This is a genomic window from Streptomyces rectiverticillatus (genome assembly GCF_013394065.1).
Taxonomy (GTDB): Bacteria; Actinomycetota; Actinomycetes; order Streptomycetales; family Streptomycetaceae; genus Streptomyces; species Streptomyces rectiverticillatus.
The window spans coordinates 3,599,392-3,612,674 of sequence record NZ_CP040752.1 but is presented as its reverse complement, the minus strand read 5'-3'; the positions used below and the strand labels follow the sequence as shown (position 1 = coordinate 3,612,674).

The 13,283-nt window shown below is 70.2% G+C and carries 11 protein-coding genes; all 11 read left to right on the top strand.

The annotated features are described in order from the left end of the window. The first annotated feature begins 85 nt into the window (after nt 1–85). The 11 genes from FGW37_RS15565 to FGW37_RS15515 all read left to right on the top strand — a co-directional run bounded on the left by FGW37_RS15565 (nt 86) and on the right by FGW37_RS15515 (nt 13,116). Nucleotides 86–1,360, top strand: coding sequence for a conjugal transfer protein (locus FGW37_RS15565; protein ID WP_179081591.1), 1,275 nt, complete (start codon nt 86–88; stop codon nt 1,358–1,360). A 120-nt stretch (nt 1,361–1,480) separates the two neighbouring features. Beyond that, nucleotides 1,481–1,714, top strand: a complete 234-nt coding sequence (locus FGW37_RS15560) for a hypothetical protein (protein ID WP_179081590.1) — start codon at nt 1,481–1,483, stop codon at nt 1,712–1,714. After that, entirely contained in the window at nt 1,711–2,316 is a 606-nt protein-coding gene (locus tag FGW37_RS15555) for a hypothetical protein (RefSeq protein WP_179081589.1), read from the top strand. The genes FGW37_RS15560 and FGW37_RS15555 overlap by 4 nt, the downstream gene beginning before the upstream one ends. 9 nt (nt 2,317–2,325) lie before the next feature. Continuing rightward, the gene (locus FGW37_RS15550; RefSeq protein WP_179081588.1) at nt 2,326–4,902 is read left to right on the top strand and encodes an ATP-binding protein; all 2,577 of its coding nucleotides are present in this window, start codon (nt 2,326–2,328) and stop codon (nt 4,900–4,902) included. Continuing rightward, nucleotides 4,899–5,483, top strand: coding sequence for a hypothetical protein (locus FGW37_RS15545; RefSeq protein WP_179081587.1), 585 nt, complete (start codon nt 4,899–4,901; stop codon nt 5,481–5,483). Before FGW37_RS15550 ends, FGW37_RS15545 begins: the two co-directional genes overlap by 4 nt. A 35-nt stretch (nt 5,484–5,518) precedes the next feature. After that, on the top strand, nt 5,519–7,573 hold the full coding sequence (locus tag FGW37_RS15540; RefSeq protein ID WP_179081586.1) for a hypothetical protein: 2,055 nt from the start codon (nt 5,519–5,521) through the stop codon (nt 7,571–7,573). 9 nt (nt 7,574–7,582) lie between these two features. Next, a complete protein-coding gene (locus FGW37_RS15535; protein ID WP_179081585.1) occupies nt 7,583–8,377 on the top strand; it encodes a hypothetical protein in 795 nt (264 codons plus the stop codon). Nucleotides 8,378–8,381: 4 nt separating this feature from the next. Continuing rightward, nucleotides 8,382–9,614 (top strand): NlpC/P60 family protein, encoded by a 1,233-nt coding sequence (locus FGW37_RS15530; RefSeq protein WP_179081584.1) that lies wholly within the window; start codon nt 8,382–8,384, stop codon nt 9,612–9,614. Between the two features lie 88 nt (nt 9,615–9,702). Beyond that, on the top strand, nt 9,703–10,596 hold the full coding sequence (locus FGW37_RS15525; protein WP_179081583.1) for a hypothetical protein: 894 nt from the start codon (nt 9,703–9,705) through the stop codon (nt 10,594–10,596). Nucleotides 10,597–10,604: 8 nt separating this feature from the next. Next, nucleotides 10,605–11,366, top strand: coding sequence for a hypothetical protein (locus FGW37_RS15520; protein WP_179081582.1), 762 nt, complete (start codon nt 10,605–10,607; stop codon nt 11,364–11,366). Nucleotides 11,367–11,445: 79 nt separating this feature from the next. Continuing rightward, nucleotides 11,446–13,116, top strand: a complete 1,671-nt coding sequence (locus FGW37_RS15515; protein WP_179081581.1) for an MDR family MFS transporter — start codon at nt 11,446–11,448, stop codon at nt 13,114–13,116. Nucleotides 13,117–13,283 lie beyond the last annotated feature (167 nt).

Sequence of the window (13,283 nt, the reverse complement as noted above, 5' to 3'; positions counted from 1 at the left end):
GGTCATTCGAAGTAATTTGACGATCAGTAACGGTCGACGTACTGTCCAGCCACTCAGGCCTAGCACGGGGGAAGGGTCACCAGGGTTGAGCACGTTCAAGACGGTCATGCGGCGGATTCTGAATCTGCCGGAGCCGCGGAGCGATAAGAGCGGCAAGACTGCGGCGACCCCGCCGGCCGGTGCACCGGTCCAGCAGGCCGCAGCGTCCCCGGCCGCTCCGCAGCAGCAGTCGGCCGCGCCGGCGACCCCGGCCCCCGCGGCCCTCCAGCAGTGGGCCGATGCCGCCGCCCGCCTTCAGGCGCAGACGCCCGAGCCGGCCCGCGCCCAGCAGCAGGCCGCGGCCGCCGGTGGTGTGAAGGGCAAGCAGGAGCGCGACGTCCCCTGGCAGATCGAGGACGAGAAGAGCGGTACCCAGTTCCTGGTCAAGGTCGGCCGTGGCGCGCTCTGGGCCGTCGTCGCGCTGGCCGCGATCACCGGTATCCGCTCCTGGTTCTGGGCCCCGGAGCCGCACAAGACCGGCCCGGTCCAGGTCAACAACGGTCCGACCTACCCCGTGCAGGAGGCCCAGGCCGTCGCCGCCCGCTTCGCACGCTCCTACCTGACCTGGGACGAGGCCGACCCGAAGGCCCGTGCCGAAGCGTTGACGCACGATCTGGCCAAGGGGATGGATCCCACGGTGGGCTGGAACACCAAGGGCAAGCAGGAGGTCCTGGTGGCTCAGCCCGGTCCCGTCTCCGAGGAGAAGGACAAGCGGGCCCGGGTGCGGGTCGACGTCCTGGTGAACGGTCCCGCCTCCGACGACAAGAGCAAGCCGGCGGACAAGGACAAGGACAAGTCCAAGGACAAGAAGGACGACCCGAAGAAGGACGATTCGAAGTCGGACGACAAGGGCAAGGACTCCCGCCAGGTCACCGGACCCAGGTGGCTGGGGCTGGACATCCCGGTCGTCTACACGTCCGGACGGATCGTCGTCACCGGCCAGCCCGGCATGGTGGGCGTGCCGCAGAACGCCCCGTCCGTTCCCGCTCTCACGGTGAAGACCGCCGACAACGACTTCAGCGAGAAGACCCGCAGCGTGGTCGAGGAGTTCTTCACCAAGTACGGCACGGGCGAGGCCGAGTCCGTCGCCGCGCCGGGCGCCTCGGTGGCGGCACTGCCGCCCGGGGTGACCCTCGGCTCGCTCCGCAGCTGGTCGGTCGAGGAAGGCAGCGGAGGCGACCGTACCGGCATCGCCACCGTCACGTGGCAGATCGCCGGAGCCGAACTCGAGCAGACGTACCGGGTCAAGCTGACCCGGGTCGCCTCGGCGAAGGCCGAGCGCTGGCAGGTCGCGGAGATCCACGGCGGAATGTCCTCGTGACCGTGCCGAAGTCCTGACCCGTGCCGAAGCCCTGACCTGTTCCGGTGCCCCGGCCGGCGCCGGACCCTCCGTTCTTATCTCACGCCTTATCGCACGTCTTATCTCAAGCAAGGGGAAACGATGGAAATCGCGCTGTCCAATGGTGAGGAACTCAAGTCCTGGGTCATTGCCGTCGCCGGAAACATCTTCCTGATCGTGCTGGCGGTCAGGGCGATCGGCCACTACGCGAAGCGTGAGTGGGGCGAGCTGCTCGCGCACTTCATGGCGGGTGTCGTCGTGGCCGGTTTCGTCTACGCGTCGGACAGCACCAAGGGCATGCTCACCGCGATCTGGACCAAAGTGGCGGGCGCATGAGGGTTGGGCACACCTTCACCCGCCACTTCGACCTGGAGACGCGCCAGCACGAGCTGCTGGGCCTGGACCTCGGCGAGGGCCCGTCACGACGGGTCCTCGTCACGGGCGCCGTCGTCTACGCGGTCTGGATGGGCGGGCTCTTCCTGATCTTCGGCTGGCCCTCGCAGATCTTCTTCACCCTCTACTTCGCGCCCCCGGCCCTCATCACCTTCTACGGATCCCAGCGGTCGCGGCGCAATGAACGGCGCTGGAACCTCACCCAGTGGGCCCTGACCATCCGCTACCTGACGGTGGGGCACCGCCCGGTCATCAACGGCGGGCGCCGGGCGGCCGACCGGTCCGAGTGGCTCCCGCTGCGGGCGCGCCTGGGGGAGAAGTCCGAGGACGTCCTGGCCCTCCCCGGCATGGGCGCGTTCGAGGGGCTCCTGGGCAGCGAGGAGCCCAAGCGGATGTCCGGCCGCGCCGTGACGCTCGACGCCCGTCCCCGGCTGTACGGGCCGGACCACGTCTACCGCGCGAGGTCGCGCAACCACTCGTCCCAGAAGGCACCGGGTGCACCGGGCGCACCGGGCGGCGGCCGCAAAGGCCGGAAAGGTACGTAAAGGTACGCGATGAAGATCATGAAGGGCATCGCCCGCTTTCTCGGCGTCGACGGAGACCGCTCGGCCCCGCCGCCCCGCTACGTGGGGCTGGCGGACGGGCTGGTCATCACGGAGACCCACGCCGAGGCGTGGTACCTGCTGGGAAGCTCCAACACCGACCTGATGTCGGAGGCGGCCCGGGACGCCGAGCAGGACCAGGCGAGCAGTGCCCTGGCCCGTACCCTGGCCGGCTACGACTGCCACCTGAAGATCCTCTGGTCCCCGCTGAACGCCGAGGACTACCGGACCGAGGCGGAGACGCTGTTCTCGGCGGGCGACTACGCCGCCTGGGCCGACCTGCGCGTAGGTCGCCTGGAGGAGCTGGAGCTCCCCACGCGCATGCTCCTGCTCGGCGTACGGATATCCGAGCGGGCCAACCAGGCCAAGGCGCGCGGCAGCCGGGGCGTCCAGGACGCGCTGGGCATCGGCTCGACCTCGGTGTCGCAGAAGGAGCTCGCCCGGCTCGACGCCCTCGCCCGGCGCCTCGGCCGTCAGCTGGAGACGACGCCGTGGAAGGCGCAGCCGGCCACGGTGGAGCTGCTGGCCTGGATGATCGCGCGCGAACAGCGCCGCGGCACCCCGCTGCCCGCCCCGGACGAGCAGGGGATGATCACGGGCGCCAAGCTCGCCCAGCTGACGCGCGGGCGCGTGCTGCCCTTCCCCGACCACGTCCGGGTCCTCGACCAGCGCGGCGAAACGGCCGGCTGGAGCGCGGTCCTCACGATGGACGGCTTCCCGGAGGAGATGGAGTCGCCGGGGCCGGGCGAGTGGCTGAGATCCGTCGCAGAGATCACGTACGTCCCCGAGCTCACGGACGACGACGAGCCCGGGGACATCTCGGCCCTGCCGGTCAACCCCGAGCCGTCCGTCCGCTTCAAGGTCCTCCACAAGCGTGACGCACTCAAGCAGATCGACGAGATCCGCCGGCTGGCGAAGGAGCAGCGGCAGAGCGCTGCCAAGCACTCCGCCGGCGAGACCGCGCAGGAGATCGAGGAGACCGAGGAGACGATGACGTCCCTCTCGCGCGACATGAAGCGCGAGGACGTCACGCTGCTGGAGGACCACCCGCGCCTGATCGTCAGCAGTGACGTCTCGCTCGAGGACCTGCGCAGCCGCTGCGACGCCGTCATCGGCTTCTACGGCGGCATCGGCATCGAGGTCAGCGTCGCCGCCGAGGAGCAGCGCGAGCTGTGGCTGGAGGCCCAGCCCGGAGACATGCTGCGCGTGCCGGACCTGATGCACACCCGTACGGTCGGTGCCTTCGCCGGTTCCTGGTTCTGGGGCGGCGCCTCGGTCGGTGACGACACCGGCCCGGTGATCGGCTACCTGACCGGCTCGACCCCGGGCGTCGTCCGCAACGACCTCACCGGCGGCTCCGAGCGCGGTGACGCGACGACCACGGCCTTCATCGGCCGAAGCGGCCGCGGCAAGACGACCGCGATGATGCTGTCCCTGCTGGACTCCGGCTTCCGCGGCTCGTTCGTGCTGGCCCTGGACTTCAAGGGCGACATGGGAGGCCTGGTCTCCGCCGGCCAGCGCTACGGGCTCAACGCCCATCTGATCGAGACGGGCTCGCAGTTCGCGGGCGTCGCCGACCTCTTCACCCTGCTCAGCGGTGAGAGCGCCGAGCGCGCCCAGACCGAGGTCCCGGCGCAGCTGGGCATCGCGCTGCCGCAGCACCTGCGGATGCGCGGTGCGGAGACGCCGATCCAGAGCGCCGTCAACGAGATCATCGCCGAGGGCGACCCGGCGACGTGGAAGGTCATCGAGCGGCTGCGCCGGTCGCCCGACGAGCTGACGCGCGAGACGGGCGACGCCCTGTACGAGCTGTCGCTGACGGGCCTGGGCGCCCCCTTCATGGGTAAGCCCGTCGGGGCGTCCCTGATCACGCCGACGCCGGGCATCTGGGTCGTCCAGGTCCCGGGCATCACCCTGCCGTCGCCCGACGACGCCCGCGACGACTGGTCCGTCCACCAGCGCCTGTCGGTGGCGCTCGTCCACTCGCTGCTCGCCTACGGCATCAGCATGGCCGGCCGGAAGGACCTGCGCGGCCTGCGCAAGGTCGTGGCCGTGCCCGAGGTGCACGTCCTCACGGCCACGCGCGAGGGCAGCTCGTTCCTCCAGTACATCGCCCGAGTCGGCCGAGCGCTGCACACCGCGCTCGTCGTCGACACCCAGGACCCGGAGTCGCTGGCGAGCCTCACGGGCCTCGTGGAGCAGATGACGACGGTCTTCGGCTTCCAGCTGACGACCGGCGAACAGCAGGACGCCATGGCGGCCCTGCTCGACCTGCCGAAGGGCCCCCACACGCGCCAGCTGATCCAGGCCATCGGCGTCGACGTGACGCAGGAGATCCGGCACGGCCACTGCATCATGCGCGACCGCCGCTTCAGCAGCGCGACGGTCCAGTTCGACGTGCCCTCGCTGGAGATGCTCCAGCTGCTCAACACGACGCCGAAGGCGGACAGCGGCGGCGTCGGTACGGGGCAGGGCCCGGTGTCCATGAGCAAGCCCGAATACTCCGAATACCAGGAGGCGAACGCGTGAAGAGGCGGGTAGCGGCAGTGGCCGCGACGGCAGCGGCAGCGGTACTGGTCGTTACGGGGTGCTCGTCCTCCTCGAAGGGCAAGGAGGGCGACAAGCCCGGTGAGAAGCCGGGGTCGGCCGGGGAGCGGCAGGCGCAGGAGTACCGGGAGGCGGCGAAGAAGGACCGGGCGAAGATGCTGGAGGTGGCGGTCGCCTATCAGAAGGCGAGGTCCCTTCACGACGGTGACGTGTCCTGCCGAATGCTGACGGAGCAGGGCAGGAGCTTGCGTGGATCGTCGCACGAGGCTTGCGTGAAGTTCCTCAAGCCGCTGGACGGCGATGTTCGTAAGACGGTGGAAGCGGCCTCCTTCAGCGTTACCGGCGACCCGGTCGACGTGCCTCCGATCGGTGACCATCCGGCCGGTACCGGCGTCATGGTCACCGAGGAGTCCAAGCCGGACGGACACACTAGTTATCAACGGACCGCCCTGCGCATGGTGAAGGTCAAGGGGACCTGGCTGGTGGACCAGGACGAAGACGTCCAGGACTCGGAGATGAGGCACTCGAGCCCGGTGTTCAGCGCCCTGATGAGGTCGCATTGAGGATTCCCCGGCTCCGTAATCTGGCCGTCCCGGTCGTGGGCGCCTTCACCACCCTGATGGTGACGGCGTCCGCGGCCGCCGCGGACGACAAGTTCGAGAAGTACAAGCCGGCCGGTATCGGTGCGCTCCTCCCGGCACCGAAGTCCTCCTATTCCGGCGCCGGCACGCTGTACGAGCAGTACGGCAACCCCATGCTCTACGACCTCGACGTCCAGCTGGGCTGGGACGAGTTTGGAGACTGGGCGCTGCAGTTCGTCGCCGTCATCTTCATGGGCCTGACCGTCGTGCTGGCCCTGGCGGCGATCGTCGTCGTGCAGTGGACGTTCAAGTTCACGTCCATCGACAAGCTCGAGGACTCCATCTCGCACGCCATCTCGGGAGCGGCGAGCACGGTGTCGACGACCTTGCTCCCGTCGGCGATGGCCATCGGCGCGGTGATCGCGTACGCGAACCATCGAAGAAACGGTTCGTCCATCAGTCAGCTGGGCTGGGTGGCTGCGACAGCGATCTTGTCGATCTCCCTGCTGACCACACCGAAGGTGTGGATCGAGGGCATCGACTCCATCCGCACCATCGGCAGCAACACGGCGATGCAAGCCGCGTCCGCCGGCATGGGGAACGAGACCAAGGAACCCATCGACATCGGCGACCAGCCGACCTACGGCGGGAACCAGCAGGACAACATGCTGCGCAAGTCCGCCGACGCGATCTGGCGGTCCTACGTCGTCACTCCCTGGTGCGTCGCCGAGTTCGGAAACCTGAACGTCTGCAAGGAGCACGGCAAGGACCTGCTGGACCTGCCGGCGGACGACGACAAGCGTGAGGAGTGGCTGAAGAACAACGTCAGTGACAAGACCGTGGGCGGCGAGGCGGTCAAGTACCGCCAGGGCCACATGGGCCATGCCCGCGTCATGGTCGCCATGGCCTCGGCCGTCTGCGCGGGCCTGTTCGCCATCCTTGCCGTTGCACTGGCCTTCGCCTCCCTCGCGTCACTGATCGGCGCGCTGATGCTGCTGCTGGCCGGTGTCGTCTTCGCGTGCCTGTGGGTCATCCCCGGCAGGCCGCGCCAGTGGGGCGTCCGCTGGTTCGACACCCTCCTCGGGTTCACCCTGCAGTCCTTCGTCAGCACGATGGTGCTGGGATGCGTGCTCGTGTTGAACACGGCGAGCGTGTCCCTGGTCGGTCCCTACGGCTGGTTCGCCTCGGCGGGCGTGAGCATCACCTCCGCGATCGTGGCGTTCAAGTTCCGCGGGATTATGGAGAGCATCGTCGGCGTCACCGGCGCCACCAACTCGTCCTTCAACGCCGGTGCCATGCGGCTCGCCCAGCAGGCCGGTGGCGCAGTCGCGAAGGGGGCCGGAGGCGCCGCCTGGGGGGCTGGCAAGTTCACGGGTAAGGGGGTCGGCAAGGGGGCCTGGTGGGGTACCAAGAAGACCGGAGCAGGCGTCGCCTGGGCGGGCAAGAAGGCCGCCGGCGCTGCCGACGAACGCTTCATCCAGCGCCCCTTCCGGATGGCGACAGCCGCCAAGCAGCTCACTGACAGGCACGCGAACATGGACGCTCTGGGCATCCCCAAGGGCTCCCCGAAGCGGACGAGATACGTCAGTGGTGCAGATCCGGGCGGGCGCAATATGTCCGGTGAGGCAAGTGCCGCCAGCCGTGCCGCGAAGACGGGCAGCTCCGCCCCTCTCTCGGTCAACCGTGCAAGCCGTGCGGGTGATCTGAAGGTGGGCCGGGGGGCTGGTGCCCAAATGCAGGAATCGCGGAAGAACCAGCAGGCAGGCGGACAGAACGCGACTGCCCGGACGGGCCGCCCCGGCACAGCCACGAACGCCTCTGCGGCAGCGCAGAACGCAGCGCGTCGGCAGTCCGCGCCCGGTAAGGCCGGGGGGAGCGCCGGTGAGGGCCGTAACTTCCGGGGCGCCCCGACGCCGGGCAGTGGTGGAGCGCAGCGACGCGTGGCAGATGCCCGCAAGGCTGCCGCGGCTCGCGGCGCTGCTTCCGCTTCCGGTGCCACGACCAACCAAGGTGCCTCCCGCGCGAGGAGACGTACCGCCGTGCGACCTCCCGCGCCTCGCGGACGTCGGTAAGGAGGACAGGTGAGCAAGAACCAGGGCGGGCGCCCGTCCTCCGAGTGGCGGGAGCTGCTCAAAGCGGAGTACGACTACCCCGAGGAGATCGAGAAGGCCGGTAAGCGCCGCGTGCGCCGACGCGCCCGTAAGGCGTACCGGCAGGAGCAGCGCGAGGAGTACAAGCGCCGTCTGGCGGAAGAGCGGCGACGCGAGCCGATCACGGCGGGCGGGGCGATCTTGGTCATGGTCGTCATCCTCGCCGTCGGCGCCGCTGCCACGCACTGGTGGCCGGACCGCACGGGCGCACCGTCGACGGTGGGGCACGCGGGGGACACGGCCAAAAACCGGACCATGGACGCGCCGGACACGGCACCGTCCACGGCCCCCGCCGCACCTCAGGCGCCGCAGCCCTCGCCGTCCGTGAAGGCCGACCTCAGCAAGCCGGAGAAGTCGGCCGAGGGCTGGGCCCGCGCCTACCTCACGCGTAACCCCCCGGTGGACAAGACGCACACCGCGTCCATTGACCGGGCCGCCCCGTGGATGACCGAGGCGCTCGTGGCGAACATGAAGCACTTCGACGACAAGGCGTGGGGCGAACTCGTCTCCAACGGCGGTGTCTCGAAGGTGGACCGGGTCACGGTGGGCCCCGCCGACGACGACCGCGTGCGCAAGCAGGCAGACACGCCGGCCCGGGTCTGGCGCAAGACCAGCGTCGACATCACGGTCCAGGGCTACCGGAAGTACACCGAGACGCGGGTGTACCTGACGGAGATCATGCTCACCTCCGACGGCTGGCGCGTGGGCCGGGTCCTGGGGGTCTGAGCGAGTGGTTTCACGTCAGGCCCTCGCCCTGGCCTCGGGCGGGTTGCGCAAGGGGCTCGCGTTCAAGCTCGGCATACCCGCGATGGGCATCCTCATGGGACTCCTGCTGATCGTGGGAATGCTGGCCGGGGTCGGCGGCGGCCCCTCGGCCGTTGCCGCCGGCTGCTCCAAACCCGGCTCGCCCGGGAACGACGGCCCGTCCGGCAACGGACAGACCGGCGACAACACGGGGGGCGCGAGCAAGAAGCTGCGCGAGGAGCAGGTTGCCAACGCGAAGATCATCGACCAGGTCGCCAAGGACGGGAAGCTGCCGGGCCGGGCCACGCTCATCGCCCTGATGACGGGGCTCGCGGAGTCGCAGCTGTCGAACATCAACTACGGCGACAGGGACTCGCTCGGCATCTTCCAGCAGCGCCCGTCCTCCGGGTGGGGCACCAAGGAGCAGGTCACGGACCCGAAGTACGCCGCCCACATGTTCCTCTTCGGCGGCGACAGCGGCGACCCGCCCGGGCTGGTCGACGTCGCCTGGGAGAGCATGTCGCTCAACGACGCCGCCCAGAAGGTGCAGCGCTCCGGATTCCCCGACGCCTACGGTCCCAAGGAGGCCCAGGCACGGAGCATCGCGAAGGAAGCGGGCATCGACCTGGAGCGGTCAGGGGAGAACCACCCCGGCCAGCAGGGCAGGAATAACCGCTCCAACGGTGGCTCGAACGGCGGCGACAAGGGCGGAAAGGACTCCGGCAAGAAGGCGTCGGAAAAGTGCAACACGTCCGGCAGCAACAACCCCGGCAAGCCCGGCGAGCCCTTCCACGACGGCAAGGCGAACTGGCCCGCCAACGTGAAGAACCCCCGCTCGACGGACGACGCGATCGCCTGGGCCAAGAGGGAAGCCGACAGCCGCCGCTCGGAGTGGTACCAGAGGTGCCTGGCCTTCACGTCCATCGCCTACGGCTGGAGCTTCTCCGGTACGAACTACGCCATCGACCACTACCAGATCGAGATGCCGAAGGACATGCGTCACGACGGCGACCGCAATCCGCCCCCCGGCGCCCTGATGTTCTGGGACACCGGGCACAGGGCGGGCCACGTCGCCGTCTACGTCGGTGACGGCAAGGTCGCGTCCAACGACATCGTGACTCCCGGTGAGATATCGGTCGTCCCCGCCACCGACATCGAAACCAAGTGGAACGCCAAGTACCTGGGCTGGTCACCCCCCTACTACCCCAAGGGCGGATGATCCAGGTCATCATTACCGGGGGACCGCGGCGCCCTGCGCGCCGCGGCCCTCTTGGCCTGCTGACGGCGGCGGTACGTAAGGATTGACCATGCCTGTTGTGACGGACCTCGACTCGGTCCCCCTGACTCCCGTCTACACCATCGTGATCGGCGCAGCGGGTGAAGCGACGATCGAGGGGGAACCGGTCGAGCCGCTGCCCGGACAGGACGGGCGCACTTCCGCGCTCGCGGACATACGGGTGCGGGCCGCCCAGCGCGGGCACCCCATACGCATCGTCGCCAAAGAACCCGACGGTTCGGTCTGGCCGCTGATCGTCGACCACGACGGGGCGGTGACGCCGCTGCCGGGGCCGCACCCGACGCCGCCGCCTGCGGCCGCGCCGGCCCCTGCCCCGGCGCCGGTCCCTGCCCCGGCCCCTGTGCCCGCGCCTACACCCGTGCCCGTGCCGGTGGCGGGGTACCCGGCGCCGCCTGCGCCCGCCCCCGTGGCCCCCGTACCCCCGCCCCACCAGGCCCCTCCCGCGCCTCCCGCCGCACCGGTCCCCGTGCCCACCCCGGCCCCCGCCCCCACCCCCGACTGGTCCGCCCCCCTCCCCCCGCACCACGCCGAGCGCTTCGGGCGGATCGTTGCCGCCGAGTTGCGTGGGGATCTGGTCGGGGCCGCGCTGGCGGCGCGGGAGCTGGAAGGGGTGCTCGACCGGGAGTACGGGCCGTTGCATCCGCACACCGTCGGCGTGCTGGGGACGCGGGCCTGGCTCGCGCTGCTGCTGCAGGAGGACTGGGCCGCGATCATGCGCCTGCACCTGCGGACGGCCGAGCGCCGCCACAACGCCCAGGCCCCCGCCGACGAGACCCGCCGCGTCCTGCGCAACGCCTGGGCCGTGTGGTGGCGGCTCGCCGCCGTCGACCGTGCCGAGGCGGACGAGATCCAGCCCGAGCTGCAGCGCGTATCCGACCTGGTCGAAGGCGTCCTTCCGGAATAATCGCGATCATGCTGCCGCCCACACCGCCGCCCGGCCCGTACGAAGGCGGTCCGCACGGACTGCACCGGCGTCTGCTGCCGGACGTGATGGCGGCGGGCTCCGCGTATCCGCTCGTCCTCAGCGGCTCCTACGCCCGGGAGGCGCACGGTCTCCTCGAACCGGGGGCCGTCCGCAGGGACACCGGCCTGGAGCTGGTCACCGAGGCTCCGGACGCCATGGCCGAGCTCGTGTCCGCCGTCTGCAACGGGTTGCGGGAGCGCGGCTGGCAGGCCGCACCGCTCGAGGCCGGGCTCGTCGTCACCGACGCCGCGAGCGGTGAGCACTGCGCCGTTGGCATCCGCAAGGAGACCCTGTGGCGGCCCCCGGTGCTGGGTCCGTACGGGCCCGTGCCCGCCGTCGAGGACGTGGTCGGCATGGCCGTGCGCGACCTCGCGGACCTCGGGCTCGCCCGGGACCTCGTCGACGTGCGGGCCGCATCCGCCGACTGGTCGCACGTCGAGCTGGAGGAGCTCGGCCGCCGGCACGCCGGCACGGGCGCCGCAGCCTTCGACCTCACCGACCTCCAGGCCCGGCTCGCCGGCGCCGAGTGGATCGCCGACTCCGAGTTCGCCGCCTACGGGCTCGACGACACCGACCGCGCCGAGCTGCTGCGCTGGGCCGAGGTCTGGGTGGACGACATCGCCGAGCGGCTGATGGAGGAGGCCCCGTACGAGGACGACGAGGACGACGGGGACGAAGACAGGGACGAAGACGGGGACGAAGAGAGCTGATCGTTCGTCTTGACCTCAAGCTTGCTTGAGATTCCATCCTTGAGTCATCGCCTCACGCCAAGGGATGGATGGAACGACGATGACGGACACAGCTGCCCCGGGTTCCCCGGGTGAGCCCGGCGCCCCGGTGATCGACCGGCGCCGTATGAGACTGGTCATGGCCGGCCTGATGCTCGGCCTGTTCATGTCGGCGCTCGACCAGACCATCATCTCCGCGGCGCTGCGCACCATCGCCGACGACCTCAACGGCCTCTCGCAGCAGGCCTGGGCCAACACCTCGTACATGATCACCTCGGTGATCACCACGGCCCTCTACGGCAAGCTCTCCGACATCTACGGGCGCCGGCCGCTCTACGTCATCGCCGTGGCCGTCTTCGTCGTCGGCTCGGTGCTGTGCGGGCTCGCCCAGTCCATGGTGATGCTGGCGGTCTTCCGGGGCGTCCAGGGGCTCGGCGCGGGCGGTCTGATGAGCCTCGCGTTCGCCATCCTGGCCGATCTGCTGCCGCCCGCCGAACGCAGCCGCTACCAGGCCTGGTTCGGTGCCGTCTTCGGCGTCTCGGCCGTGGTGGGACCGGTCGTCGGCGGGTTCTTCGCCGGGCTGGACAGCTTCGCCGGTGCCGCCGGCTGGCGCTGGGCCTTCTTCATCAACGTGCCGATCGGCATCGCCGCCGTCCTCATCGTCCTCACCCAGGTGCGCATCCAGAACGACCGCTCGCAGGACAAGCCGGACATCGCCGGGGTCATCACGCTCGTCCTCTTCCTGGTGCCCGTGCTCTTCGCCGTCGAGGAAGGGCCGAAGTGGGGCTGGGGCTCGGCCGGCACGCTGGGGCTGTTCGCTGTGGGGGCCGTGGGGCTCGTGCTGTTCGTGACGGCGCAGCGGCGGGCCGGTGGTGCCGCCCTGCTCCCCACCCCGATGTTCCGTAACCCCGTCTTCACCCTCTACAACGGCGTCAACACCATCGTCGGCGCCGCCGTCTTCGGCTCGCTCGCCGTCCTGCCGCTCTACCTGCAGATCGTCAAGGGCCTCTCGCCGACGGAAGCGGGCCTGATGATGCTGCCGCAGACCTTCGGCATCATCGTCGCCGGCCGGCTGTGCAGCGCCTACGTCACGCGTACCGGCCGCTTCAAGGGCGCCATGCTCACCGGCATCGTGCTCGTCATGGCCGGCACGTTCTGGTTCGCGACGTTCGGCGCCGACACGGCCCTGTGGCAGCCCGCGGTCGCCGCCGCCGTCATGGGCATCGGCATCGGCGTGTGCTGGCAGGTCATGCTGGTCGCCATCCAGCGGGGCCTGGAACCGCGGTACATGGGCGCCGGCATCGGGTCCTTCGCCTTCTTCCGCTCCATCGGCGGCACCGTCGGCATCAGCGTCTTCTTCTCGCTCTTCTTCGGCTCGGTGGGCGGGCGGATCGCCGACGCCTACGCCGGCGCCGGGTCCGACCCGGACTTCAAGGCCGCCCTCGCCGATCCGGCGGTCACCTCCCAGCCGGCCAACCAGACCCTCCTCGCCGGCCGGAACGGCGCCGTCTCCCTGGACGACAGCTCCTTCCTGGCCCACGCCGACGCCCGCCTGGCCCACCCCTTCCTGGAGGGCATGGCCCAGGCCATGCAGACGGTCTACCTGGTGAGCGGCTCCCTGCTGGCCCTGGGCCTGATCCTGGCCCTCATCCCCCGGGACCGCCGCCCGGAGACCGATACCGCAACGGCTCCCTCGGCTCCGTCACCGAAGAAGGTCGCGGCACATCAGTGACGCGCGCGCACTGAAGCGATGTGAGCAGGGCCCGGGTCACCGACCCGGGCCCTGCTCACGTTCCGGCCCGGGCGGCCGGCAGGCCGGTTACGGGCAGCCGCACGGACACCGCGTCCCCTGGGTTGAGAACCATCGACACCTCCGGCGGCAGCCGTTCGAGCAGCGCT

What these genes read in the sequence shown, in the direction of transcription:
- FGW37_RS15560 (WP_179081590.1), top strand. Translation starts at nt 1,481, where the DNA reads ATGGAAATCGCGCTGTCCAATGGTGAGGAACTCAAGTCCTGGGTCATT.
- FGW37_RS15555 (WP_179081589.1), top strand. Translation starts at nt 1,711, where the DNA reads ATGAGGGTTGGGCACACCTTCACCCGCCACTTCGACCTGGAGACGCGC.
- FGW37_RS15550 (WP_179081588.1), top strand. Translation starts at nt 2,326, where the DNA reads ATGAAGATCATGAAGGGCATCGCCCGCTTTCTCGGCGTCGACGGAGAC.
- FGW37_RS15525 (WP_179081583.1), top strand. Translation starts at nt 9,703, where the DNA reads ATGCCTGTTGTGACGGACCTCGACTCGGTCCCCCTGACTCCCGTCTAC.
- FGW37_RS15520 (WP_179081582.1), top strand. Translation starts at nt 10,605, where the DNA reads ATGCTGCCGCCCACACCGCCGCCCGGCCCGTACGAAGGCGGTCCGCAC.
- FGW37_RS15515 (WP_179081581.1), top strand. Translation starts at nt 11,446, where the DNA reads ATGACGGACACAGCTGCCCCGGGTTCCCCGGGTGAGCCCGGCGCCCCG.